Origin of the sequence: Pseudomonas sp. R4-34-07 (assembly GCF_003852375.1) — a bacterium.
GTDB lineage: Bacteria > Pseudomonadota > Gammaproteobacteria > Pseudomonadales > Pseudomonadaceae > Aquipseudomonas.
Map to the genome: position 1 here is coordinate 5,841,563 of NZ_CP027760.1, position 24,212 is coordinate 5,865,774.

The window sequence follows — 24,212 nt, forward strand, 5'->3', positions numbered from 1 at the left end:
GTCAGCCGCTGAGCCAGGCTTTGCCCAGACGCGAAAGGGCCTGGGTAATGGCTGCCTCAGGCACGGCGGCAAACCCCAGCACCAAGCCGGCGCGTTGATCCGGTGCCGGGCTTGAATCGGGCAGCCAATAGCTACTCAGGCCATTGATTTCTACGCCCACGCCGCGGGCTTGTGCCAGCAACTGCTGCTCACGGGCCAGGCTGTCTACCCGAACCGTAAGGTGCAGGCCCGCTGCAACAGCGGGCAGGTTGTCCACACCGGGCAGCCCGCTGGGCCAGCCGGCCAGCAAGGCATTGCGCCGACTCAGGGCGGCGCGACGCATGCGGCGGATATGGCGCTGGAAATGCCCTGCCGCCATGAATTCGGCCATCACCGCCTGAGTGCTGACTTCCGAGTGGCGCATGTCGACGGCGCGGCGCCGGGAGAACGCATCCACCAGACCCGGCGGCAATACCAGATAGCCCAGACGCAGGGCCGGGAACGCTACTTTGCCGAAGGTACCGACGTAGAGCACGCGCCCGCTGCGGTCCAACGCGGCCAGGGGCGCCAGCGGCGCACCGCTGTAGCGGTATTCGCCATCGTAGTCGTCTTCGATGATCCAGCCACCGGTGCGCTCGGCCCAGGCCAGCAGTTTCAGGCGCCGCGCCAGGCTCATCACCACGCCCAGCGGGTATTGATGGGACGGCGTGACATAGGCCAGGCGGCAGTCTTCCAGGCCATTGAGGGTCTGGCAGTCGATACCTTCGCTGTCCACCGGCACACCCCGCAGGTTCGCACCAGCCAAGGCGAATGCGTGGCCGGCTGCACGATAGCCTGGGTTCTCCACCGCGACCCCGTCGCCGGGCTCCACCAGCAACTGTGCACAAAGGCTGATTGCCTGCTGTGCACCACTGGTGATCACTATTTGTTCAGCGGTGCACTGCATGCCTCGCGAACTGCGCAGGTAGGCCGTGATCAGCCCACGCAGGCGTGCGTCGCCTGCGGGGTCGCCGTAACACAACTGTTCCAGGTCCGGCTTGCGCCAGAAAGCCCCGTTCAGCTTGGCCCAGACCTCAAAAGGGAACAGATCGAAGGCGGGCACCCCCACGCGAAACGCCTTGGGCGGCCCGGTCGGCGGTTGGGATAAATGGTTGTGTTGCAGACGGTCCAGGGCCGGACTGTGGATAACTTCGGCACCCAGATCCACCGGCAAATTCGTGCATTTTGTGGATAAGGCTGGGGATAAGCCTGTTGGTAAGCCTGTGGATAGTTTTGTGGATAAAATTTTAGGGGTAGGCAGTTGGGCGACATAAGTGCCATCTCCCACCCGGCCTTCGATAAACCCCTCGGCGTACAGCTGATCGTAGGCGCGCACCACGCTGTTGCGGGAAATCGACAGGGCCGCAGCCAGATCACGGCTGGCGGGCAAACGCGTGCCGCTGACCAGGCGCCCGTCCAGCACGCGCAGGCGCAGGGCCTCATAGAGTTGGCGCGTGAGGCCCTGGCGCCGGTCAAGCTCGATACCGGCCGGGTTAAATGACAGAGGCGGCGAGAGTGGTGACATATTGGACCTACGAAATTGACCTTGGATGGCTCTTACAACGGACCATTAGCCTGCCTAGGATGCAGGCATTCGCCAAGGAAAATATTCATGTACACACCACGCGCCTTTGTCCTCGAAGACCTGCCCGAATTACACCAACTGATCCAGCACACACGCCTGGCGCAATTGGTGACCTTTGGCGAGCAAGGCCTGCAGGCCAGCCATTTGCCACTGCTGCTGAATCCCGATGAAGGCCCCAATGGCACGTTGTACGGGCACCTGGCCAGGGCCAATCCGCAGTGGAAAGACCTGCAAAACGGCAGCGAAGCCCTGGTGATCTTTGCCGGCGCCGATGCTTACGTCAGCCCGGCGTTTTACCCGGCCAAGGCCGAGCACGGCAAAGTGGTGCCCACCTGGAATTACCTGGCAGTGCACGCCTACGGCATGGCCGATGTGTTCACCGACGCCGAACGCCTGCTTGGCCTGGTCAGCGCGCTCACTGATCGCCATGAAAGCGCTCGCGACAAGCCCTGGAAAGTCAGCGACGCCCCGGCCGACTACATTGATGGCATGCTCAAGGCCATCGTCGGCTTCGCGCTGCCCATCGATCGCCTGATCGGCAAACGCAAGCTCAGCCAGAACCGCAGCCCGGCCGACATCGCCGGGGTGCGCAACGGCCTGGCCGCCAGGGTCGACGTACGCGACCAGACCCTCGCCCGCTTTATGCCCCAAGGAGTTCCAGAATGAGCCTGCTCGAGATTCGCCAGGTCAGCGCCGCCGACCACACCGCCTGGTTGCCGCTGTGGCAGGCGTATTTGACGTTCTACAACACCCAATTGCCGGACGCGGTCAGCCAGAGCACTTGGCAACGCCTGATCGATGCCGACGAGCCGACCCATTCGGCCCTGGCCTGGCAGGATGGCAAGGCGGTGGGCATGGTCAACTTCATCTACCATCGCTCCAACTGGAGTATCGAGAACTCCTGCTACCTGCAGGACCTGCTGGTGGACTCGGCCCAACGCGGCATCGGCGTCGGTCGCAAACTGATCGAGTTCGTCTATGCCACGGCCAAGGCGGATGGCTGCGGCAAAGTGCATTGGCTGACCCACGAGACCAACGCCACGGCGATCCAGCTTTATGAGCGCATCGCTGAACGCCCAGGTTTAATTCAATTTCGCAAAGCCCTTTAAGGAGCGCAGCATGCCCACCTCCCTCGCTGACTGGAAAGGCGTTCCGGCGCCCACGGCTCAACTGCTCGAAGGACGTTTTATCCGCCTGGTCAAACTCGACCCCGCGCGCCACGCCGATCAGCTCTGGCAAGCCCTCGAAGGCCCCGGCGCCGACCCCAAGTTGTGGGACTATCTGCCTTACGGCCCGTTTGCCGAGCGCGCCGCGTTCGATGTGTGGTTGAACAACCATGCGGCCAGCACCGACCCGTATTTCTTCAGTGTGGTCGACCGCGCCAACGATGAGGTGCAGGGCATCCTGAGTTTGATGTCCATCGTCCCGGCCCAGGGCCGTATCGAAATCGGCCATGTCACCTTCGGCGCCCCGATGCAGCGCTCGCCGAAAAGCACCGAGGCGGTGTATCTGCTGGCCAAGTATGCGTTCGAGCAGGGCTACCGCCGCCTGGAATGGAAATGCAACAACGGCAACGCCCGCTCCCGATACGCAGCCGAGCGCCTGGGTTTCAGTTTCGAAGGGGTATTCCGCCAGCACATGGTGGTCAAGGGCCAGAACCGCGATACGGCATGGTTTTCGATGCTGGATTCGGAATGGCCGGCGATTGACGCGGGGTTCGAACAGTGGCTCTCGGAGGCTAACCAGACCAGCGCCGGGCAGCTGAAAACATTGGCCGAGTGCAGAAATTGAAACGAGGGGTACGCCCCAACGCCCCTGTAGGAGCGAGCTTGCTCGCGAAAAACGCCCAGGCAACACGCTCATACTGGATAAACGTGAAGCCCCTAGTTCTTCGCGAGCGCGCCTGCAAAAAGCCTTAACCGATTGGGGTCAGGTGCTTGGCCAGCACCGCAATATGCTCCGGCCCGATGCCGCAGCAGCCGCCCAGATGGCTGGCCCCGCGCGCCTGCCAATCGGCCGCCCAGTGCAGATAGCCGGGCGGGTCAAGGTCATCGCGCAGCGGGTCGAGGCCATCGTTGGCCGTGGCCTCCTTGGGTTGCGGCGGGAAGGCGTTGGCGTAAGCGCCGATCTGGATCGCCACGCCAAGGCGCTCGAAGGTCTGGCGGGCAGCGTCAATCGCCGCGCCGATCACTTCCGGCTGGCTGCAGTTGAACAGCAGCACCTCCACGCCCAGCTGCGCTGCCGCTTCGGCGGCATCCGCCACCGGTTCGCCTGAGCGCAGGCGTGGCACGTCGTCCGTGTCTTCGTCCTTCAAGGTAAACGACAGCCAGAGCGGTTTACCGTCTTTCGGCAGCCCGGCCTGGATCGCCCGCGCCTCGGCGATGGAGCTCTGGGTTTCCGCCAGCCACAGGTCGACATGGGGCGCCAGGCCGTTCACCAGAGGCGTCAGCAGCTCGTTCACCCGCCCAGGCTCGAACAAATCCGGTCGATAAGAACCGAACAGCGGCGGCAATGAACCCGCCACCCGCACCGCCTGGCCTGAAGCCTGCACCGCACGGCGGGCCAATTCACCAGCGAGCGCCGCCAGCGCCTGGCCTTCGGCGGCGAACCGCGCCTCACCAATATGAAAGGGCACAACGGCGTAGCTGTTGCTGGTGATCACGTTGGCGCCGCTCTGGATATACGCCGCGTGCACCGCCTCAACCGCCTGAGGCGCTTCACTCAACGCCAGCGCCGACCACTCCGGCTGCCTGAACGGCGCGCCACGGCGTTGCAGCTCACGGCCCATGCCACCATCGAGAATTACTGTAGGTTGTGCGCTCATATAGCTTTTACTCATATGCTTATGAAAATAACTCACTATGAGAGTCGTTCTTATAACTATTTAATACGCACCAGTCGGCTCATCACAACTCTTTTTTCTTCAGGTGTCTGCTTTGAAACTTAAACCGCTATTGGCCCTGGGCCTGACCATGCTCGCTGCTTCCACTCAGGCCTTCGGCGGTACCACTCTGGATCGGATCGAGCAAAAGAAAGAACTGGTGGGCGTGCTGATGGAAAGCTATCCGCCGTTTTCGTTTCTCAATGAGCAGAACCAACTCGACGGCTTCGACGTCGACGTGGCCAAGGCTGTGGCGCAAAAGCTCGGTGTGAAACTGCGCCTGGAAACCCCGTCCTGGGACGTGATCGCCGCCGGCCGCTGGAGCGGGCGCTACGACATCTGCATCTGCTCCATGACCCCGAGCAAGGCGCGTGCCGAAGTGTTCGATTTCCCGGTGGAGTACTACGCCTCGCCTGCGGTGATCGTGGTCAATGCCAAGGATGACCGCATCCACGGCGCCAAGGACCTGAGCGGCAAGAAAGTCGGCCTGACCAGCGCATCGAGCTACGAGAGCTATCTGAACAAGAACCTGGTGATCGAAGGCGCCGAAGACACGCAACTGCAGTATCCGTTCGAGGACGTGCAGATCGCGCCGTACGACACCGATAACGTGGCCTTCCAGGACCTCGGCCTGGGCGCTGGCGTGCGCCTGGACGCGATCCTCACCAACCTGGTGACCGCACAGCCACGCTTGACCGCCGACAAGCGCTTCAAGCTGGCCGGCGAGCCGCTCTACTCGGAGCCCAACTCGGTCGCCATCGAAAAAGGCGACCCGCAGTGGGACAGCAAAGTGCGTGAGGTCTTCGCCCAGCTCAAGCAGGACGGCACCTTGAGCAAGCTGTCGCAAAAATGGATCGGCGCCGACATCAGCCAATGACCGCATTCCCGACCCCGCCCCAACCCCCGGCAACCACGTCGCGGCTGCAGCGGCTGTTCGGCTTTCGCACGCGGCTGTACCTGACCTGGGCCGCGCTGTTTTGCCTGTTTGCCAGTTTCTTCCTGAGCTTTGACCTGAAGTTCTCGATCATCCTCGACAAGCTGCCCAACCTGGTTGGCGTGCACCTGGCGCCCAACGGCTTCCTGCAAGGCGCGGCGCTGACGCTGTTTCTGTGCCTGTGCTCGATCGTGGCGTCGTCGGTGCTGGGTTTCGTCACTGCGCTGGGACGCGTGTCGAAAAGCGCCCTGGCCTTCGGCATCGCCACGTTCTATGCCTCGTTTTTTCGCGGGACGCCGCTGCTGATCCAGATCCTGCTGATCTACCTCGGCCTGCCGCAACTGGGCCTGGTTCCGGGTGCGATCGTCGCCGGGATCATCGCGCTGTCGCTGAACTACGGCGCCTACCTGAGCGAAATCTTCCGCGCCGGTATCCTCGGCGTGCCCCACGGCCAACGGGAAGCGGCACTGGCCCTGGGCATGCGCGACAGCGCGATCTTCTGGCACGTTACGCTGCCCCAGGCCATGCGCACCATCGTCCCGCCCGCCACCAACCAGTTCATCTCGATGCTCAAGGACTCGTCGCTGATCTCGGTGATGGGCGTGTGGGAAGTGATGTTCCTCGCACAATCCTATGGGCGCTCAAGCTATCGCTATATCGAGATGCTCACCACGGCGGCAATCATCTATTGGGTGATGTCTCTCGGACTGGAGCTGATCCAGACGCGCATGGAGCGGCACTATGGCAAGGGCTATGCGGGCCGTAGGTGAAGGTTAGTAGAGCGGGCGTCGAACTCGGATCACGCCCATCTGCAAACCAAAAGGCCGCAGTACCGCGTCCAGCGTCTTCAGCGTCTGGTTACCCTCACCCTGTTCGATATGCACCAGCGTGCGCACAGAAATTTTGCACATGCGCGCAAACTGACTCTGGTGCAATCCCGTCACCTCGACACGCAAACGTCGCACCGCGTTCCCCAGTTCGAGCGAACCCTCGGCCAAGCCTTCTTCGATAGCCGCAATCAGTTGCGCCCTTTGCTCCGTGGAGAGACTCATCTCAAACCCCACTTAATCAGGTGCTGATCCAAGCTGCGCAGGGCGATACGGGGATGGCTCCACGTCGTCTCAGGCAGTCCGCTGTCCAGCAGAAGGTCCGGCAGCGCCCGCAGCCGCTCGGCATCCTGGCGTAGACGTTCGAAGGCGCTTTCGGCATCGACTAAAGTCGCCAAGGCACCGCAGGCGCCACGCCAATCTACATCGCCCGCAATCTCCAGCCGGCCGGGCCATTTAGTGGTGCGGGTTATTCCCTCATCATCCATGACCATGGGCGCCAGGTCATAAACCGGCGCCATGCGCAGACTTCCCGGACCTCGAATAATGGAGGTGTTGCGCCCATGGTTATCTGAATTACCCAGGATTTTGTTCAGCAGATCGCGACGCAAATAGTCCGCCACCAGATCAGCTACTTGCGCCTCCTGGCCCGCCGTCTTCCACAAACTCACCAGCATCTGAAGCACGCTTACATGATCCATCCGACTGTCGGGAACAGTGACGCCAGCAGCCGAGTAAAGCGATTCGACCGCGAAACGCTCGACACGTTGACCACAGACCGCGCGATCAAAGCGGTGCATCCACAGGCTGGGCCTGTTCGCCTGCTCCAACGCTAATCCCTCGCTGGCAACCGTCTCGATACCCAAGCAATGCAAGGCCTTGTAGTAGTGATATTCGCTCCTGAGAATATCCTGGTCTCTTTGCGATGCCTGATTGCGAGCGAACTTGATGAACCAATGCTGGCTCACTTGGGCATCATCCAGCGCGGCATCTGGATACAACAGCCCCTCCCGACTTTCGGTCAACAGTAGCTTCGGGGCCTCGCCACCCGCGCCTGTGGCACCACCAATAGCCGCCCCTTGTTCATAGGCGTACTCCAGAAATCGATTGTCGCGCGCCACTACATCCTGGCGCGAAAATCCGATTTTTGGACGATTCAGACAACCTCTCACTGATTCTTTGATGCGCATATGCCCAATCGGGGCTGGCGTATTAAATGCCAGCAGAAACAAGTCAGCGCTCATACCCTCGGGCTTTACCGTGTCCATATGGCTCAGTAGAAAGCGCTTGGCTGCACCTGCTGGCGCAATGTCATACACAAATCCGGGCGCTTGCTTGAAAGTATTTTGATTCCAGCTGGGCGGTACCCCGACGCTGACGGCAGGGGCAAAGACGGTAGGGATATGATCAAGATGCTCGACTAAGTAAGGCGAGGTATAGCCGAACCGGCATGGCCCCATAAAACCGCTGGATGGCTCAAGAAACTCCAGATCCATAGCGTCCTGCCATCGGTCGTTGGCGAAGACCTGTACCGTAAGCTTTAATGTCGATTCAATTTGCAATTTAATGCACCTGCCTACTTAGATTCGTCGTCATATATGCAATATAGTGCATAAAATTGCCAGTCAATGCGTGAAATACGCATTTAAATACATATCAGCACACTCAATCGCAGCCCTAGTGCGTAATCGCAACGGACTAAAGACATCTCCCGCAAATCCGCAGCCCCCGGCCTGACATTTATCCCCCCGGCACCCCGCTAAATTCCCGGCCTCATACATTAAGAGGTGGGTTTACATGCCGCTCATACACAAACAACTCGCACTGGCCATTACCCTGGCGTTCGCAACGATCAGCACTCAACAGGCGCAGGCACGCGGCGACATCGAGCCAGACAGTGAATGGCTTGAGCCGGCTCCGGTGAACGGTGGAAAACAATATTTTGAACCGGCCCTCCCGGCGCCTGAAGACTTCTACTTCGCCAACACGGCTACCAGCCGCAACGGCTTGAGCGTCGCCCATGTGCTGGACTCCGCAGTGGACACACTGCTGGCGTCGGACGAACTGCACGAATGGGAAAAAGACCAACTTGAGCAATACGGCCAGCACCTGAGCACTTTGGAGCCAGGCAGGCTAGGTGCCGTGCTTGAGCAATTGGCAGGCAGCCAGAACGCTAACTTGGGCACCGCCACCCAAAACAGCATGAAACAATTGAACGACAGCCTGTTGTCGGCAATACGTCTGCCGGACAACAACGCAAGCGAGACGGGACGCGTGTGGTTCCAAGGCTTGGGCAATAGCGGCAGCCTCGATGCCCAACACGGCAGTGCCGGTCTGAAACAACGCAGCCAAGGCCTGCTGCTGGGTGCTGACTGGTCAATCGACCACGCATGGCGGGTGGGCGTAGTCGGCGGCAAGTCCGGCAGTGAACTGAACGCCACGCGTTTCAAGGGTGATCTGGACAGCTGGCACTTGGGCGCTTACGCCGTGCGTCAAGACGGACTACTGGCGTTGCGCCTGGGCGCGCTTTACAGCAGCCATACCGGAAAAAACAAACGTACGGTCGATTTCGACCTCATTGACCATCGCCAGAACCTCACCGGCAAGTACAACGCCCAGAGCCAAAACGTATTCGCAGAGGCGGGCTATCAACTGGATATCGGCGGCTTGCACGCCGAGCCCTTTGCCATCGCAGGTTTTCAACGTTATCAGCGCGACCGCTTCCAGGAAAAAGGCGGCTATAGCGCTTTGGACGTGGGTGCACAAACCCAGCAAAACTTCAGTAGCACCTTCGGTCTTCGCTTGAGCCACGACGTTGCAATGGGCGACCAGATGACCCTCAAACCGCACCTGAGCACCCAATGGAAACACCTGTATGGCGACGTTAACAGTCGCGTTCGCCAGTCATTTGCCTGGAATAAACGAGAGGACTTCAACAGCGAGTTCACCATCGGCGGCACTGCTCTGGACCGCAACAGCCTGGCGCTGCGTACCGGCATGGACATGGCACTGTCGGCTGAACACACCGTGGGCCTGGCCTACACCGCCGAGTTCGGCAGCACGAGTCGCAACCAGGGATTGATGGGGCAGTGGGCGATGGCGTTCTAAGGCGCCAATGCCTGATCAGCAGGCAAAAAAAAGGGGGCACATGCCCCCCCGAGGTTTAAGCGGTAGTGTCGAAGGCTAGGTATCAGCCTTCGATTTCAATCAGGATTTCGCCAGGGTTCACGCGGTCGCCCTTGGCCACATGCACGGCGGTGACTTTACCGGCGATGGAGGCCTGCACTTCGGTTTCCATCTTCATCGCCTCGGTGATCAACACCGCCTGGCCGGCCTTGACCATGTCGCCTTCCTTGACCAGCACGTCGACGATATTGCCTGGCATCGCGGTGCTGACATGGCCTGGCTCGGTGGCATGCTTGCGCTTGCTGCCGCCGCTGCTGACGAACTCGTTGAGCGGTTCGAACACCACTTCTTCGGGCATGCCGTCGATGGACAGGTAGAAGTGGCGCTTGCCTTCGGCTTTCACCCCGACACCGGTGATGTCCACGCGGTAGCTTTCACCGTGCACATCGATGACGAACTCGGTCGGCACGCCTTCGCCACCGGCACGGGCCACGCCGCCGGCTTCAGGGATCGGCAGCAGCACTTCCGGCGCCAGGGTGCCGGCGTCGCGCTCTTCGAGGAACTTGCGGCCGATGTCGGGGAACATGGCGTAGGTCAGCACGTCTTCTTCGGACTTGGCCAACGCGCCGATTTCACCGCGCAGCTTGGTCATTTCCGGCTTGAGCAAATCAGCCGGGCGTACGTCGATCACCTCCTCGCTGCCGATGGCCTGGCGGCGCAGCTTCTCGTTCACAGTGCCCGGCGCCTTGCCGTAGCCGCCTTGCAGGTAGAGCTTCACTTCGTTGGTGATGGTCTTGTAACGCTCGCCGGCCAGCACGTTGAAGAACGCCTGGGTGCCGACGATCTGCGAGGTCGGGGTGACCAGCGGCGGGAAGCCAAGGTCTTCACGCACGCGGGGGATTTCGGCGAGCACTTCGCTCATGCGGTTCAGCGCGCCCTGCTCTTTCAACTGGTTGGCCAGGTTGGAAATCATCCCACCGGGCACCTGGTTGACTTGCACGCGGGTGTCGACAGCGGTGAACTCGCTTTCGAACTGGTGGTATTTCTTGCGCACGGCATAGAAGTACAGGCCGATTTCCTGCAGCAGTTCCAGGTCCAGGCCGGTGTCGAATTCGCTGCCCTTGAGGGCGGCGACCATCGACTCGGTGCCCGGGTGGCTGGTGCCCCAGGCGAAGCTGGAGATGGCGGTGTCGATGTGGTCGGCGCCGTTTTCGATGGCCTTGAGTTGGCACATCGCGGCCAGACCCGCGGTGTCGTGGGAGTGGATAAAGATCGGCAGGTTCTGCTCGGCTTTCAGCGCCTTGACCAGTTCGCCGGTGGCGTAGGGCGTCAGCAGGCCGGCCATGTCCTTGATCGCGATCGAGTCGCAGCCCATGGATTCGAGTTGCTTGGCCTGGGCCACGAACGCCTCGACGGTGTGCACCGGGCTGGTGGTGTAGGCGATGGTGCCCTGGGCGTGCTTGCCGGCGGCTTTGACCGCTTCGATGGCCACACGCAGGTTACGCACGTCGTTCATGGCATCGAAGATGCGGAACACATCGATGCCATTAACGGCGGCTTTGGCAACGAATGCGCGGACCACGTCGTCGCTGTAGTGGCGGTAGCCCAGCAGGTTCTGGCCGCGCAACAGCATTTGCAGGCGCGTGTTGGGCAATGCGGCGCGCAGTTGGCGCAGGCGCTCCCACGGGTCTTCTTTGAGGAAGCGCACGCAGGCGTCGAACGTTGCGCCGCCCCAGACTTCCAGGGACCAGTAGCCGACTTTGTCGAGCTTGTCGCAGATCGGCAGCATGTCGTCAGTGCGCATGCGGGTCGCCAGCAACGATTGGTGGGCGTCGCGCAGGATGGTGTCGGTTACGAAGATTTTCTTAGACATTGGAATGTTCCTCACAGGCCTGCGTGGGCGGCGATGGCGGCGGCGATGGCCAGGGCCAGCTCTTCGGGTTTGCGCTTGATCGAGTAGTTGGTCAGCTCAGGGTGGCTTTCCACAAAGCTTGTATTGAACTGGCCGCTGCGGAATTCCGGGTTGCGCAGGATTTCCTGGTAGTAGGCGGCGGTGGTCTTCACGCCTTGCAGGCGCATGTCATCCAGGGCACGCAGGCCGCGGTCCATGGCTTCTTCCCAGGTCAACGCCCACACCACCAGTTTCAGGCACATGGAGTCGTAGAACGGCGGGATGGTGTAACCGGTGTAGATCGCCGTGTCGGTACGCACGCCGGGGCCGCCGGGGGCGTAGTAACGGGTGATCTTGCCGAAGCTTGGCAGGAAGTTGTTCTTCGGGTCTTCGGCGTTGATACGGAACTGCAACGCGAAGCCACGGTGCTGGATGTCTTCCTGCTTGACCGACAGCGGCAGGCCCGAGGCGATGCGGATCTGCTCGCGGACGATGTCGATCCCGGTGATTTCTTCGGTGATGGTGTGTTCCACCTGCACCCGAGTGTTCATCTCCATGAAGTACACCTCGCCCTCGGCGAGCAAGAACTCCACGGTGCCGGCGTTCTCGTAGCCCACGGCCTTGGCCGCACGCACCGACAGATCGCCGATATAGGCGCGCTGTTCAGGGGTGAGCTGGGGGCTGGGAGCGATTTCGATGAGTTTCTGGTTGCGACGCTGGATCGAGCAGTCGCGCTCGAACAGGTGCACGACGTTGCCAAAGCTGTCACCGAGGATCTGCGCTTCGATGTGCTTGGGATTGACGATGCATTTTTCCAGGAACACTTCCGCCGAACCGAAGGCCTTGGTGGCCTCTGAAATCACCCGGGGGAAGGCTTGTTCAAGTTCTTCGCGGCTGTTGCAACGACGGATACCGCGCCCGCCACCACCGGACGTGGCCTTGAGCATCACCGGGTAACCGATACGGTCGCCTTCGGTGAGGGCTTCATGGATATCGGCGACGTTGCCTTCGGTGCCCGGCGTGACCGGCACGCCAGCCTTGATCATGCTGCGGCGCGCTTCGGTCTTGTCGCCCATGCGGCGAATCACTTCCGCCGAAGGGCCGATGAACTTGATGCCGCGTTCGGCGCAGATGTCCGCCAATTCGGCGTTTTCCGACAGAAAGCCGTAGCCGGGATGCAGCGCATCGCAACCGGTCTCTACGGCCAGGTTCACCAGTTTGCGCGGGTTCAGGTAGCCGGCCAAGGGCTCGGCACCGATGCTGTGGGCTTCGTCGGCACGCTTGACGTGTAACGCGTGGCGGTCGGCGTCCGAATAAACCGCAACCGAGCGAATGCCCATCTCGGCGCAGGCACGCACGATTCGTACGGCAATTTCACCACGGTTGGCGATCAGGATCTTTTTTATCACTTGGAAATTCCCTTGAGCCGATTGCTGCGTTCTTCGACCCGTTGTAGGCGAGTCGACGCGTGACCAAATGTTTCATGACAGTCGCGAGACACACACTATGCGCACTTGAGGATTAACAAAAATCAATAATTGTTGGGCTGTGTATAAGTAAAGACTTATAGTTGGCCGGACGACCGGGGCATGAGGAGTTACTTAATGCGTAAGTCATTGATGCGTATGACATTGCGTCAATTGCAGATTTTCAATGAAGTGTGTGATCTGCGTTCCTACAGCCGTGCAGCCGAGGAAATGTCCCTCACCCAACCCGCCGTCAGCCTGCAAATTCGCCAGCTCGAAGAGCTGCTTGGCCAGCCGCTGTTCGATTATGTCGGCAAAAAGCTCTACATGACCGAGGCCGCTGAAGCTTTGCAGCGGGCCAGCCGCGATATTTTCGGGCGCCTGGAAAATCTCGATATGCAGCTGTCGGACATGCAGGGCTCCCTGCAGGGCCAGTTGAAGCTGGCGGTGGAGTCCAGCGCCAAGTACTTCGTGCCGCACTTGTTCGCCGCCTTCAAGCGCCAACACCCGGAGGTGCAATTGCACCTGACCGTGGTCAATCGCGCCCAGGTGATTCGCCGGCTTTCGGACAACCGTGACGACCTGGTGATCATGTCCATGGTGCCTCAGGACATGGGCCTGGAATTCCTGCCATTCCTGAATAATCCGATTGTCGCCGTGGCGCTGCCGGATCACCCCTTGAGCCTGCAAGGGCCGCTACGCCTGCAGGATCTGGAACCCTACACCCTGCTCATCCGCGAACCGGGTTCCGGCACGCGGCTGGCCTGCGAAGAGTACTTCAAGGAAAAACGCGTGCACTTCACGCAGACGGTGGAAGTGGCCTCGGCCGAGGCGCAACGCGAGTGCGTGGCTGCAGGGTTGGGCGTGGCCCTGCTGACGCGCCACGCCCTGAACCTGGAGCTGGCCACCGGCGGGCTCAAGGAGCTGCCGGTGGAAGAACTGCCGCTGTACCGCAGTTGGTGCCTGGTGCAAGCCAAAGCCAAGCGGCTGTCACCGGTGGCCCACGCGTTCCTGGGCTTTATCCGCAGCGAACGGGTGCAGATCAGCGCGCTGGCTGAGCGTTTCGCTGGGCAGCCAAGGGTGCCTGCCAATGGAGTTCCGGGTAGTCACTGATGCTCTGGAGCAGTTGGCGCTGGTCGCAGCGGTCTTCGATTGCGCGACGGAACGCCATGCGGCGCTGGTCTTCCTGCTGACGACGGGTCTTGACGGTGCTGTTGCTGTCTTCGTAGGGCCGGGCCATTTGGAGTCTCCCAATGCGAGTACGGGGAGTACAGGATGGTCGCGGAGGATGACGGGGCTATGACAGCCTGATGAAGATTCTGAGCACATAGAAGATGCAAATGTGGGAGGGGGCTTGCCCTAGAGCCCTCTGTAGGAGCGAGCTTGCTCGCGAAAAACTCACAGGCACCGCGTTCATTCAGAAAGCACGCGTTATCGTTGACGTTTTTCGCGAGCAAGCTCGCTCCTACAGACTGGCATTAGGGCTTGCCCCCCTCCCACATTTTGTTCTGTGTACAGTTGATCAGTCGTCGAGGGCTTTGACGGATTTTGGCGACAACCGCAGGCTGCGCAAACTGCGCTTCACGCTCTTGAGGTGGTTGACCAGGCTCGGCCCGCGGGCCATGGCCACGCCCATGGCCAACACATCGATCACCACCAGGTGGGCAATGCGCGAAGTCAGCGGCGTGTAGATCTCGGTGTCTTCGTGTACGTCGATTGCCAGGTTCACTGTGGACAATTCCGCCAACGGCGTCTGGCTCGGGCACAGGGTGATCAGCGAAGCGCCGCTTTCACGCACCAGGTTGGCGGTGATGAGCAGGTCTTTGGAGCGACCGGACTGGGAAATACAGATGGCCACGTCGGTGGGCTTCAAGGTCACCGCCGACATCGCCTGCATGTGCGGGTCGCTGTAGGCCGCCGCCGTGAGCAGCAGACGGAAAAATTTGTGTTGGGCGTCGGCCGCTACCGCGCCGGAAGCACCAAAGCCATAGAACTCCACGCGCTGGGCCTGGGACATCGCGGTCACGGCCTTTTGCAGCTCCACCGGGTCGAGCTTCTCGCGCACTTCCATCAAGGTGTGCAAGGTGGTGTCGAAGATTTTCAGGCTGTAATCGGCGACCGAGTCGTCTTCATGGATCGCAAACTGGCCAAAGCTCGCACCGGCGGCCAGGCTTTGCGCCAGCTTGAGTTTCAAGTCCTGGAACCCGGAGCAACCGATGGCGCGGCAGAAGCGCACGATGGTCGGCTCACTGATGCCCACGCTGTGGGCCAGGTCGGCCATGGAACTGTGCATCACAGCCGCAGGGTCAAGCAGCACGTGATCGGCAACCTTGAGTTCCGATTTGCGTAACAGGTGGCGCGACTGGGCGATATGTTGCAACAGGTTCAAAGGACAGGACTCTTGTTATTGGCAGACGCCAGGGATGTAGCAAGCTTGTAGTTATACTACAAGAATTGCCGTTTTGCCCGCCTGATGCAGCACTAAATCGCCCCGCTCCCCTCTGAAACTAAGGGCAGGGGCTTTGTAGCCACAGGGACGCCACTTGAGTCGTTAAGAAAAATCTGGATTTTTTCGTAACAAATCTGCCAGCCCTTCAGCGTCCATCGGCCGGCTGATCAGATAACCCTGCACCTCGTCGCACTGCTCGCTTCGCAGGAAGTCCAGTTGCTGCTGGTCCTCCACGCCTTCGGCCACCACTTTGAGCGACAGCCCATGGGCCATGGCAATGATCGCCCGGGTAATGGCCGCATCCTCGCGGCCCTGGCCAAGACCCCGGATAAAGGTCTGGTCGATCTTTACGTAGTCCACCGGAATGCGCTTGAGGTAGCTGAGGGATGAATAGCCGGTGCCGAAATCGTCGATGGCCAACTTCACGCCCAGGTCACGCAGCTGTCGGAAGGTGGTGATGATGTGCTCGACACTGTCGAGCAACTGGCTTTCGGTCAATTCCAATTCGAGGTATTGCGGGTCCAACCCGGTCTCCTCCAGCACCTGGCGCACCAGACTGACCAGCTTGCCCTGGCGCAACTGATGCACCGACAGGTTCACCGACACCCGAATCGGCGCCAGCCCCTGGCGTTGCCACTCACAGGCCTGCCAGCACGCCTGGCGCAACACCAGCTCACCCAACGGCACGATCAGGCCGGTTTCTTCGGCCAGGCCGATAAAGTCTCCCGGCGGCACCAGGCCCCACTGCGGATGTTCCCAGCGCACCAGGGCCTCGGCTGCATTGAGCGTGCCGGTGGCCAGGCACAGTTTGGGTTGGTAGAACACCGTGAGCTGGCCCTCGTCGATGGCCTTGCGCAGATGGTTTTCCAGCTGCAAGCGCTCCAGGGTGCTGGCTTGCAGGCTGTCGGTGTAGAACTGGAAATTGTTCCCGCCCAGGTGCTTGGCGTGCTGCATCGCCATATTCGATTGGCTGACCAGCGCAGAAATTTCCCGCGCATTATCCGGCAGCAGGCTGACGCCCATGGAGGCGCTGACCACCAGCTCATGTCCCTCCACCGTCACCGGCACGCGCAGCTTGGCCAGCAGCCGAGTCGCCACCCGCGCCAGGCTCGACAAGTTGCCATAGGCGTCGAACAGCACAGCGAATTCATCACCGGACAGGCGTGCAATGGTGTCGGCTTCCGGCAGTGCGTTGATCAAGCGCCGCGCCATTTTCTGCAACAGTTGGTCGGCCACTTCATGGCCAAGGCTGTCATTGAGCAGCTTGAAACGGTCAAGGTTGATGTGCAGCAGCGCCAGGCTGCGCCCACCCTGACGTACGCGTTGATGCGCTTCGCGCAGCCGTTCGCGAAACAGCGAACGGTTGGCCAGGCCGGTCAACTCGTCGTAATGGGTGAGGTAGCGCATGCGCTCCTCGGACTCGCGCCGCGCGGACAGATCGGCGAAAAAGCCCACTATATGGCTGACATTGCCGCGAACATCGCGCACCACGCTCAGTTGCAGCCACTGCGGGTAGAGCTCGCCGTTCTTGCGCGTCTCCACCAGTTCGCCCTGCCAGGTACCGTGGCTGAGCAGCGCCTGGCGGATCACCGGGAAGTGACGCCGGGCATCGCGACTGCTGGGCAGCTCCACGACATTGCGACCGAGCATGTCGTCGATGTCAAAACCGGTGACACGGCTGAACGCCTGGTTGACGGCGAGCAGCACATAGTTCGGGTCGAGAATCACGATGCCTTCGCTGGCGGCCTCGAACACCGTCGAGGCGAGCCGTTGCTGTTCTTCCACGGCCTTGCTGGCACTGATGTCACGGCGCGTGCCGAGCATGCGGATCACCCGGCCACTGGGCGAACGCTCTACCGCGCGCCCACGGTCCTCGATCCACACCCAGTGCCCGTCGCCATGGCGGATCCGGTATTCCACCTGATAGTCCTCGCTGCGGCCCTTGAGATGCTCCACCAACGCGTGCTTGAGCAGCGGCAGGTCGTCGGGGTGCAGGCGCGGCTTGAGATGACTGAGCATCGCGGTGACAAACTCGGGTTCCAGGCCGAACAATTCCTTGAGCTGGGTGTGGTGCACCTCATCGGTTTGCAGGTTCCAGTCCCACAGGCCCAGTTCACTGGCCTGCAGCGCCATGGCCAGGCGCGCCTCGCTTTGATTCAGGGCGAGGCTGGCGGCGTCCAATTCCTGGCTGCGCAGCGCCACACGGTCTTGCAGGCCGACCTGGGCTTCACGCAGCTCCTGTTCGGCCTCGCGGCGCTGTTCGACTTCGCGCAGCAGTTCCTGATTCAACTGCTCGCTGCGCTGCTGCGCCTGCTGCAAATGCTCGATCAGGGCCTGGTTCTGGAAGCGTCGCAGCAGCCCGCGCTGGATCAGGCGGTTGACCTGCCACGCCACCACACTCAACGACGCCAACAGGATCAGACCAAGCACGCCCCAGCCCTGTTGCCGCGAGGTGCCATTCCAGAACAGATAGGCGATAACCGGCAACAGGCAGGGCAAGGCGAAGGACAGAAAGGCCCAAAGGCTGACGGCATAGGCCACGCTGGCCGACAACGTCGCCGCGCCGATCAGGCCGAACACCCAGGCCTGGTGCATGAAGCTGTCGGTCGGCACCAGGGCGATGGCGGCGATCGACAGGGTCAGGCCGCTGACCGCTGAACCGAGCATGAACATGCGGCGCCAGACGGGCTGGGCCTGGCGGCTGGGCATCGCCGAATCAAAGGCCGCCACCTGGATGACGCGCATCGCTACCAGGGCCAGCAACCAGACCAGCCAGATGCTGTCGAGCAGGTATTGCTTGGGGTCCCACAAAAGCCAGGCGCAGACCAAACCGTTGACCAGCATCAACAGGGTCGGCAGCAGCGAGCCCTGATACAGCAGGCGTGTACGCTCGACCGCGATCTCGGTGGCGTAGTGTTTGCGGATAACCTGCGCAGGCGCCGCCGAGGGGCCGAACAGGTCAGTGTCAAAGGTCATAGGCAGTATTCTTATAATGGTGAGCCCGAAACGTCGTCGGAGCATACACAAGCAAGCGCTCGGACCAAACCGCTCCAGGTCATAAAAACCCCTCGCCGGTTGAGCGCAAAACGTTGTCCCAGACAGCTTGAACGAGACGGCACGCGGGCTGTGGCGCATGACTAACCGGTCATCCGCACCCGCAGAATGTTTGCGCGCAGGTGGTTTTGTGTCGACCACCCGGCATTGGGATTTGCCCCTCTCCCCCCGGCACCCTAGAATGCGCCGATGCGCGATGATCTCTCCCTTTTGCTGAACTCCCTCAACGATGCCCAACGCCAGGCCGTAGCGGCCCCCGTTGGCCGTCAGTTGGTCCTGGCCGGTGCTGGCTCCGGTAAAACCCGAGTGCTGGTGCACCGTATCGCCTGGTTGATCCAGGTCGAGAACGCTTCTCCCCATTCCATCCTGTCGGTGACGTTCACCAACAAGGCGGCTGCCGAGATGCGCCATCGCATCGAGCAGTTGATGGGCATCAGCCCGGCCGGCATGTGGGTGGGCACCTTCCACGGCCTGGCGCACCGCCTGTTGCGGGCGCATTGGCAGGAAGCGGGGCTGAGCCAGACGTTCCAGATCCTCGACAGCGACGACCAGCAACGCCTGGTCAAGCGGGTAATCCGCGAGCTGGGCCTCGATGAACAGCGTTGGCCGGCCCGCCAGGCCCAGTGGTTTATCAACGGCCAGAAAGACGAAGGCCTGCGCCCGCAACATATCCAGGCCAGCGGTGACTTGTTCCTGGCGACCATGCGCAGCATCTATGAAGCCTACGAGGCGGCGTGCTTACGCGCCGGTGTGATCGACTTCTCCGAACTGCTGTTGCGTGCCCTCGACCTGTGGCGCGACAACCCCGGCTTGCTGGCCCATTACCAGAAGCGCTTCCGGCACGTGCTGGTGGACGAGTTCCAAGACACCAACGCCGTGCAATACGCCTGGTTGCGCCTGCTGGCCAAGGGTGGCGACAGCCTGATGGTAGTAGGCGACGACGACCAGTCGATCTACGGCTGGCGCGGCGCGAAAATCGAGAACATCTACCAGTATTCCGAAGACTTCCCGGACGCGGTGACCATCCGCCTCGAGCAGAACTACCGCTCCACCGCCGGAATCCTGAAGGCCGCCAACGCCTTGATCGCCAACAACACCGGGCGCCTGGGCAAAGAGCTGTGGACCGACGGCGGCGAAGGCGAAGCAATTAACCTGTACGCCGCGTTCAATGAGCACGATGAAGCGCGCTACGTGGTGGAAACCATCGAAAGCGCGCTGAAAACCGGCCTGGCGCGCAGCGACATCGCCATTCTCTACCGCTCCAACGCCCAATCGCGGGTGTTGGAAGAAGCCTTGTTGCGCGAGCGCATCCCGTATCGCATCTATGGCGGCCAGCGCTTCTTCGAGCGGGCGGAAATCAAGAACGCCATGGCCTACCTGCGCCTGCTGGAAGGTCGCGGCAACGATGCGGCGCTGGAGCGGGTGATCAATATTCCGGCCCGTGGCATCGGTGAAAAAACCGTCGAGGCCATTCGCGAACACGCCCGCCATGCCGATGTGTCGATGTGGGAGGCCATGCGCCTGCTCATCGCCAATAAAGGCCTGACAGGTCGCGCCGCCGGCGCATTGGGCGTGTTTGTCGAGCTGATCGAGAACCTCGCGGCCAAATGCGCGGAAATGCCCCTGCACTTGATGACCCAGACCGTGATCGAGCAGTCCGGGCTGATCGCCTACCACGAGGCGGAGAAAGGCGAGAAAGGCCAGGCCCGGGTAGAAAACCTCGAGGAACTGGTCAGCGCCGCCCGCGCCTTCGAAAACATCGAGGACGATGAAGAGCAGACCCCGCTCGCCGCTTTCCTTGGTCACGCATCGCTGGAAGCTGGCGATACCCAGGCCGACGAGCATGAAGACAGCATTCAGCTGATGACCTTGCACAGTGCCAAGGGCCTGGAATTCCCCTATGTGTTCCTGGTGGGCATGGAAGAAGGCCTGTTCCCCCACAAGATGAGCCTGGAAGAGCCCGGCCGCCTTGAGGAAGAACGCCGCCTGGCTTACGTAGGCATTACTCGGGCCATGCAGAACCTGGTGATGACCTATGCCGAGACCCGACGCCTGTACGGTAGCGAGACCTACAACAAGGTGTCGCGCTTCGTACGTGAAGTGCCGAAGGGGCTGATCCAGGAAGTGCGCCTGTCCAACAGCGTCAGTCGCCCGTTCGGCGGCGGTCAGCAGCAGAACTCCAGCACTATGTTTGCCGGCTCCGAGATCCCGCAAACCCCGTTCAGCCTGGGCCAGCAGGTCCGGCATGCGATCTTCGGCGAGGGCGTGATCCTCAATTTCGAAGGCGCCGGCGCCCAGGCGCGGGTGCAGGTCAACTTCGCCGAGGGCAGCAAGTGGCTGATGATGGGCTACGCGAAGCTCGAAGCCGTCTGAAACCGGTGTATTGATCGTTCCCACGCTCTGCGTGGGAATGCCGCCCGGGACGCCCCGCGTCCGCTCTTAAAGCACTGACGCAGAGCGTCATAGGATGCGTTACCACGCGGAGCGTGGGAACGATCTGGGGTACTGCCCTTGTATTTAACGAGCGCGGGCCAATATCTGTAATAAGTCCTACAGACCATTCTGAATCGGTCCTACGTAAAAGCCAGAAACATTATGTCGCTAGCCACTGTCACGACACCTGTGCAACATGGCGCGCGTGCAATCCACAAATGGGAATTCCCTTTATGAAACGTTTTCTTAGCATCGCCATGGCGTTGTGCATCGGCTTGACGATGAGCCTCGACGCCAACGCCAAACGCTTCGGTGGCGGCAAAAGCATGGGCTCGGCACCGACCCACCAGACCAGCCAGATGGCTCCATCCGCCGGTGCCGGCGGTGCTGCGGCTACCGCAGGCGCGGCCGGTGCTGCGGGCGCTGCTGCCAAGGCCGGCGGTGCTTCGCGCTGGTTGGGCCCATTGGCCGGCATCGCCGCCGGTGGCCTGCTCGCCTCCATGTTCATGGGCGGCGGCTTCCAGGGCATGCAGATCTTCGACATCCTGATCCTGGCCGTTATCGCCTTTGTGATCTTCCGCTTTATCGCCGCCCGTCGCCGCAAGCAGCAGGAGCACCTGGCTCCGGCCGGCGCGCCGATGCAGCGTGAAGTGTTCGAGCAAAAACCGGCCATGGGTTCGATCTTCGGTGGTTCGGCAGCGCCTGCCGCCGCCCGTCCGGTGATCAACGCACCGGCCTGGTTCAACGAAGAGCGTTTCGTCGAAGCGGCCCGCAGCCACTTCCAGTCCCTGCAGCAGCACTGGGACGCCAACGAAATGGACAAGATCTCCGAGTTCGTGACCCCGCAACTGCTCGAGTTCCTCAAGCGCGAACGCGCCGACCTGGGTGACGCCTTCCAGTCGACTTATATCGACGACCTGCGCGTACAACTGGAAGGCGTGGATGATCGCGCCGACAAGACCATCGCCACCCTGACCTTCAGCGGTGTGTCGAAGACCTCGCGTTTCGACCAGGGCGAAGTGTTCAGCGAAAGCTGGAACATGGAACGCGCCCAGGGCGACAACCAGCCATGGCTGGTCGCCGGTATCCGCCAGAACGGCTGATACCTGCTCGTTTGAGCACGCGGTAACAAAAACCCCGGACATGTCCGGGGTTTTCTATTTCACGGTTGCACTTATAGCGAGCTACTGTATAAAACGCCCCTATAAACCGCGCCTACTAGCAAGAGGATCCCGGCCGTGGAAGAAATCATCGAACAACTGCGTGAAGCCAACGAACCGGTCCCGGTTCCTTTGGAGCTGCCTGACGAAGACCAACTGGTGGAAATCGAGGAACAACTGTTCATCGACATCCCGTTTGTGTTCCGCGAATTCCTGCTGACCGTCAGCGACGTGGTCTACGGCAGCCTTGAGCCGGTGACCGTCACCGACCCGCAATCCCACACTTATCTGCCGGATGTTGCCGCCAACGCCTGGGATGCCGGGGTTGATCGCAGCATGATCCCGATCTGCCAGGATGGCGACGATTACTACTGCGTCGAGGAAGACGGCACCGTGGTGCTGTGGTCCGCCGAGGAAGAACTGGTCCAGGAAGAAACCTGGGAGTCGGTGTGGCACTGGGCACGGGACGTCTGGCTGGAAAGCTGATTCCCAAACCCCGCTAGTGCTCCGGCGTATCCTTGTGGTTATCCAGCGTCTCCAGCAAGGCCACCTGCATCCGCGTATGCACGCGGATGAACCAGCGCCAGAGCACCGCCGCCACCGCCGCCGTGACTACCGCGATCAGCACCAGCAACTTGTTGGTCGGCAGAATACTGGCCGACAAGGCTGCCAACAGCAGGAAGATCACCAGCAATGACAGGATGGGGATCAACTCTGCAATCACCCGCCGCACCCGCTGGGTATGCCGGCCCGCCATTTCCGGCTTCACGCTCATCTCGGCCAGCAACATCGACAACGCCTTGAGCTTGCGATACGCCGCAATCAGGAACGGCAGCGACAAGAGCAACGCCCCGCCCCAGATCAATGCCTTCTGCCAGCTTTGATCGCTGATCCAGCCTTCCAGATACCCACCGATGCGCGCCGCGAAAAAGCTGCCTGCGAAGAAGATCGCGATCACCAGCGCCAGGTTCACTCCCACTTGCAGCACGATCTTGCGGATCATCGACGCCAGCATGGCGCCTTCACCTTGAGGCTGGATACTGCGCAGCCATTCGCCATACATCCCGAATACCCGGCTCATGCGCTGGGGCATCACGGCGGCAATTTTCAACGACAGCGGGTCGGCACCGCGGATCAGGTAAGGCGTAAGCAAGGTGGTGATCGCCGAAACCGCCACCGCCACCGGGTAGAGAAAGTCGCTGGTCACTTGCAGGGTCATCCCCAGCGCCGCGATGATGAAAGAGAATTCGCCAATCTGTGACAGCCCCATGCCCACCCGCAGCGAGGTGCGGCCATCGTTGCCGGCGATAAATGCGCCCAGCCCGCACGACAGCATCTTGCCCAACACCACCGCCACGGTGATCACCGCAATCGGCCAGGCGTACTGCAGCAAGATCTGCGGGTCGATCATCAACCCAATGGCCACGAAGAAAATCGCACTGAACATGTCGCGCACCGGCTCGATCAGGCGCTCGATTTTAATCAGCTGGCGTGACTCGGCCATAATCGCACCGATCAGGAAGGCCCCCAGCACCATGCTGTATTCGAGCTTGACCACCAGCAGGCAGAAGCCGAAACACAGGCCCAACACGGTGATCAGCAGCATCTCGTTGCTTTCGAATTTGGCGACGTAAGCCAGCAGGCGCGGCACCAGCAGAATGCCAATTACCAGCGCAACAATCATGAACAGCGACAGCTTGCCCACGGTGGAAAACACCTCGCCGGAACTGACCGTGCCACTGACGGCGATGCTCGACAGCAAGGCGATGATGCCGATGCCCAGGATGTCCTCGACGATCAGCACGCCGAATATCAACTGGGCGAACCGCTGGTTCTTCATCTTCAGGTCATTGAGCGCCTTGACGATGATGGTGGTCGAGGAGATCGCCAGGATTGCGCCGAGAAACAACGAGTCCATGGTGTTCCAGTCGAACCATTGGCCGATTTCGTAGCCGATCCAGATCATCAGGATGATTTCCAGGAACGCCGCGATAAACGCCGTGGCGCCTACCTTGAACAGCTTGCGCAGGCTGAACTCCAGGCCCAGGCAGAACATCAGGAAGATCACCCCCAGTTCAGCCAGGGTCTTGATCGTATCTTCATCGTGAATCAGGCCGAACGGCGGCGTGTGGGGGCCGATGATGAAGCCGGCGACGATGTAGCCCAGCACCACCGGCTGCTTGAGGCGATGAAACAGAATGGTGACAACCCCCGCCACCAACATGATCACGGCCAGATCCTGGATAAAACTGATGGCGTGCATGGCGAAGGGCTCCTTGAAATGGCTGGCGCTTTCTCACTTTCCGCGTGTGCTACCGCTGAAAGAAAAGTCTGCCGTGATCGTAAGAAATGCCCGGAGATGGGCTTTTGAAGGTTAACACCGCGACT

General features: G+C 61.1%; 20 protein-coding genes. 10 read left to right on the forward strand and 10 right to left on the reverse strand.

The window, feature by feature from the left end; all coding sequences use genetic code 11:
• Position 1: 1 nt before the first annotated feature.
• Positions 2 to 1,543 (reverse strand): PLP-dependent aminotransferase family protein, encoded by a 1,542-nt coding sequence (locus C4J85_RS27015; RefSeq protein WP_124411114.1) that lies wholly within the window; start codon positions 1,541 to 1,543, stop codon positions 2 to 4.
• Positions 1,544 to 1,630: 87 nt separating this feature from the next.
• Here C4J85_RS27015 and C4J85_RS27020 point away from each other — a divergent pair, with 87 nt between their 5' ends.
• Genes C4J85_RS27020 through C4J85_RS27030 form a run of 3 tightly spaced genes read left to right on the forward strand, consistent with a single transcriptional unit; the run spans position 1,631 to position 3,394 of the window.
• Entirely contained in the window at positions 1,631 to 2,269 is a 639-nt protein-coding gene (locus C4J85_RS27020; RefSeq protein ID WP_124411115.1) for an FMN-binding negative transcriptional regulator, read from the forward strand.
• The gene (locus C4J85_RS27025; RefSeq protein ID WP_124411116.1) at positions 2,266 to 2,712 is read left to right on the forward strand and encodes a GNAT family N-acetyltransferase; all 447 of its coding nucleotides are present in this window, start codon (positions 2,266 to 2,268) and stop codon (positions 2,710 to 2,712) included. The genes C4J85_RS27020 and C4J85_RS27025 overlap by 4 nt, the downstream gene beginning before the upstream one ends.
• Before the next feature lie 10 nt (positions 2,713 to 2,722).
• The gene (locus C4J85_RS27030) at positions 2,723 to 3,394 is read left to right on the forward strand and encodes a GNAT family N-acetyltransferase (RefSeq protein ID WP_124368868.1); all 672 of its coding nucleotides are present in this window, start codon (positions 2,723 to 2,725) and stop codon (positions 3,392 to 3,394) included.
• A gap of 124 nt (positions 3,395 to 3,518) precedes the next feature.
• Here the strand turns inward: C4J85_RS27030 and C4J85_RS27035 are convergent, their stop codons facing one another.
• On the reverse strand, positions 3,519 to 4,427 hold the full coding sequence (locus C4J85_RS27035; protein ID WP_124411117.1) for a homocysteine S-methyltransferase family protein: 909 nt from the start codon (positions 4,425 to 4,427) through the stop codon (positions 3,519 to 3,521).
• Between the two features lie 112 nt (positions 4,428 to 4,539).
• On the opposite strand from C4J85_RS27035, the gene C4J85_RS27040 reads away from it, so the two are divergent.
• Both C4J85_RS27040 and C4J85_RS27045 read left to right on the forward strand, forming a co-directional pair.
• On the forward strand, positions 4,540 to 5,361 hold the full coding sequence (locus tag C4J85_RS27040) for an ABC transporter substrate-binding protein (RefSeq protein WP_124368870.1): 822 nt from the start codon (positions 4,540 to 4,542) through the stop codon (positions 5,359 to 5,361).
• The gene (locus C4J85_RS27045) at positions 5,358 to 6,188 is read left to right on the forward strand and encodes an amino acid ABC transporter permease (protein WP_124411118.1); all 831 of its coding nucleotides are present in this window, start codon (positions 5,358 to 5,360) and stop codon (positions 6,186 to 6,188) included. Before C4J85_RS27040 ends, C4J85_RS27045 begins: the two co-directional genes overlap by 4 nt.
• Before the next feature lie 3 nt (positions 6,189 to 6,191).
• On the opposite strand, the gene C4J85_RS27050 is transcribed toward C4J85_RS27045, so the two are convergent.
• Together C4J85_RS27050 and C4J85_RS27055 are read right to left on the reverse strand one after the other, a co-directional pair.
• Positions 6,192 to 6,470, reverse strand: a complete 279-nt coding sequence (locus tag C4J85_RS27050) for a helix-turn-helix domain-containing protein (protein WP_124411119.1) — start codon at positions 6,468 to 6,470, stop codon at positions 6,192 to 6,194.
• Positions 6,467 to 7,741, reverse strand: a complete 1,275-nt coding sequence (locus C4J85_RS27055) for a HipA domain-containing protein (protein WP_124411238.1) — start codon at positions 7,739 to 7,741, stop codon at positions 6,467 to 6,469. The genes C4J85_RS27050 and C4J85_RS27055 overlap by 4 nt, the downstream gene beginning before the upstream one ends.
• Positions 7,742 to 8,042: 301 nt before the next feature.
• Between C4J85_RS27055 and C4J85_RS27060 the strand changes: the two genes are divergently transcribed.
• Positions 8,043 to 9,353 carry an autotransporter domain-containing protein gene (locus C4J85_RS27060; protein WP_124411120.1) on the forward strand — a complete coding sequence of 437 codons (1,311 nt, stop codon included), beginning with the start codon at positions 8,043 to 8,045 and terminating at the stop codon, positions 9,351 to 9,353.
• Between the two features lie 82 nt (positions 9,354 to 9,435).
• On the opposite strand, the gene oadA is transcribed toward C4J85_RS27060, so the two are convergent.
• Both oadA and C4J85_RS27070 read right to left on the reverse strand, forming a co-directional pair.
• On the reverse strand, positions 9,436 to 11,244 hold the full coding sequence (oadA, locus tag C4J85_RS27065; RefSeq protein WP_124368874.1) for a sodium-extruding oxaloacetate decarboxylase subunit alpha: 1,809 nt from the start codon (positions 11,242 to 11,244) through the stop codon (positions 9,436 to 9,438).
• A gap of 11 nt (positions 11,245 to 11,255) precedes the next feature.
• Positions 11,256 to 12,671 carry an acetyl-CoA carboxylase biotin carboxylase subunit gene (locus C4J85_RS27070; RefSeq protein WP_003195732.1) on the reverse strand — a complete coding sequence of 472 codons (1,416 nt, stop codon included), beginning with the start codon at positions 12,669 to 12,671 and terminating at the stop codon, positions 11,256 to 11,258.
• 195 nt (positions 12,672 to 12,866) lie between these two features.
• Between C4J85_RS27070 and C4J85_RS27075 the strand changes: the two genes are divergently transcribed.
• Entirely contained in the window at positions 12,867 to 13,841 is a 975-nt protein-coding gene (locus C4J85_RS27075) for a LysR family transcriptional regulator (protein WP_124368875.1), read from the forward strand.
• Here C4J85_RS27075 and C4J85_RS27080 read toward each other — a convergent pair.
• From C4J85_RS27080 to C4J85_RS27090, 3 genes are all read right to left on the reverse strand, one after another.
• Positions 13,771 to 13,968, reverse strand: coding sequence for a PA3496 family putative envelope integrity protein (locus C4J85_RS27080; protein WP_124365036.1), 198 nt, complete (start codon positions 13,966 to 13,968; stop codon positions 13,771 to 13,773). The genes C4J85_RS27075 and C4J85_RS27080 overlap by 71 nt on opposite strands.
• A gap of 282 nt (positions 13,969 to 14,250) precedes the next feature.
• Positions 14,251 to 15,117, reverse strand: coding sequence for a transcriptional regulator HexR (gene hexR / locus C4J85_RS27085; protein WP_003177007.1), 867 nt, complete (start codon positions 15,115 to 15,117; stop codon positions 14,251 to 14,253).
• Positions 15,118 to 15,279: 162 nt separating this feature from the next.
• Positions 15,280 to 18,153 carry an EAL domain-containing protein gene (locus tag C4J85_RS27090; RefSeq protein ID WP_124411121.1) on the reverse strand — a complete coding sequence of 958 codons (2,874 nt, stop codon included), beginning with the start codon at positions 18,151 to 18,153 and terminating at the stop codon, positions 15,280 to 15,282.
• A 267-nt stretch (positions 18,154 to 18,420) separates the two neighbouring features.
• On the opposite strand from C4J85_RS27090, the gene uvrD reads away from it, so the two are divergent.
• From uvrD to C4J85_RS27110, 3 genes are all read left to right on the forward strand, one after another.
• On the forward strand, positions 18,421 to 20,604 hold the full coding sequence (gene uvrD, locus C4J85_RS27095; RefSeq protein WP_124408541.1) for a DNA helicase II: 2,184 nt from the start codon (positions 18,421 to 18,423) through the stop codon (positions 20,602 to 20,604).
• 293 nt (positions 20,605 to 20,897) lie between these two features.
• On the forward strand, positions 20,898 to 21,767 hold the full coding sequence (locus tag C4J85_RS27105; RefSeq protein ID WP_124365039.1) for a Tim44 domain-containing protein: 870 nt from the start codon (positions 20,898 to 20,900) through the stop codon (positions 21,765 to 21,767).
• A 135-nt stretch (positions 21,768 to 21,902) separates the two neighbouring features.
• Positions 21,903 to 22,310, forward strand: a complete 408-nt coding sequence (locus C4J85_RS27110; protein ID WP_078735291.1) for an SMI1/KNR4 family protein — start codon at positions 21,903 to 21,905, stop codon at positions 22,308 to 22,310.
• Between the two features lie 13 nt (positions 22,311 to 22,323).
• On the opposite strand, the gene C4J85_RS27115 is transcribed toward C4J85_RS27110, so the two are convergent.
• A complete protein-coding gene (locus C4J85_RS27115; RefSeq protein WP_065936464.1) occupies positions 22,324 to 24,087 on the reverse strand; it encodes a cation:proton antiporter in 1,764 nt (587 codons plus the stop codon).
• Between the last annotated feature and the right edge of the window lie 125 nt (positions 24,088 to 24,212).